This window comes from Streptomyces albidochromogenes, assembly GCF_005981925.1.
In the GTDB taxonomy this organism is placed as follows: Bacteria; Actinomycetota; Actinomycetes; order Streptomycetales; family Streptomycetaceae; genus Streptomyces; species Streptomyces albidochromogenes.
The window spans coordinates 1-1,164 of sequence record NZ_VBVX01000635.1 but is presented as its reverse complement, the minus strand read 5'-3'; the positions used below and the strand labels follow the sequence as shown (position 1 = coordinate 1,164).

Here is a 1,164-nt window from a genome sequence, read left to right as displayed (position 1 = left end):
GGACGGGATGAGGGGCTTCTGGCGGAAGCGGAGTCAGGCCGCGAAGCTGGATCTGTACATGCGGGTGCTGCTGTACCTGCTGCCGTGGCCGATCGCGTTGGGCTTCGTCGTTCCCCTCACCGCGGAACCGGCCGGCGGCACCGGCGCCGCCCCGCTCCTGCGCGGGCTGCTGGCGCTGAGCGTGGCCCAGTGCGCGGTCGCCATGCACACCATCCGTCACGGGCTGGCGCACTACGTCGACGGCGCCCCGCCGCCCTGGCGCTCGGCGGGTGTCTCGCTGGGGCTGGGCGCGGTGTCGGTGGGACTGATCATCTTCCTTCAGGCGACCGGCGGGCTCGACCGCGACGGGCAGGCCATGGCCCAGATGCTCGTCAACGCCCTGCTGACGGTGGCCATGTCGACGTTCATGCTCTCGACGGTCCGGCGGCTGGTGCTGGGGACGCTGATGGTGGCGGTACTGGTGGCGGGGGCGCTGGCGGCCACCGGGGGGCACGGCGGACTGCCCGTGGCAGCGGTGATCGTCGTGCTGTTCGTGGGGTTGTTCGGGCTGGTGACCACGCGGTCGTCGGCCTGGTTCATCGCGGTGATCTGGGAGATCGACCGGGCCCGCGACGTCTCCGCGCGGCTCGCGGTCGCCGAGGAACGGCTGCGGTTCGGGCGGGACATGCACGACGTGATGGGCCGCAACCTCGCCGTCATCGCGCTCAAGAGCGAGCTGGCGGTGCAGCTGGCCCGGCGCGGCAGGCCGGAGGCCGCCGAGCAGATGGCCGAGGTGCAGCGGATCGCCCAGGAGTCGCAGCGCGAGGTGCGTGAGGTCGTACGGGGCTACCGTGCGGCGGATCTGCCCGCCGAACTGGAAGGAGCGCGAGGGGTGTTGAGCGCGGCGGGCATCGACTGTGTGATGGACCGGGGGCGGCCCGGCGACGAACTGCCGCCCGGCGTGCAGTCGGCGCTCGGGTGGGTCGTACGGGAGGCGACGACCAACGTGCTGCGGCACGGGGACGCGCGCAGCTGCACGGTGCGGCTGCGGACGGACGGAGGGCGTGCGGTGCTGGTCGTCGAGAACGACGGGGCCGGGGACGCGCCTGCCACGGGGACGCCGGGTTCCGGCCTCGCCGGGCTGCGGGAGCGGCTGAGCGCGGTCGGCGGGACGCTGCGGGCGGG

General features: G+C 73.9%; 1 protein-coding gene. It reads left to right on the top strand.

Features of this window, described 5'->3' with window-relative positions:
• Positions 1 to 58 precede the first annotated feature (58 nt).
• The coding region (locus E2E34_RS34460; protein WP_244316405.1) for a sensor histidine kinase at positions 59 to 1,164 on the top strand (1,106 nt) is incomplete at its 3' end.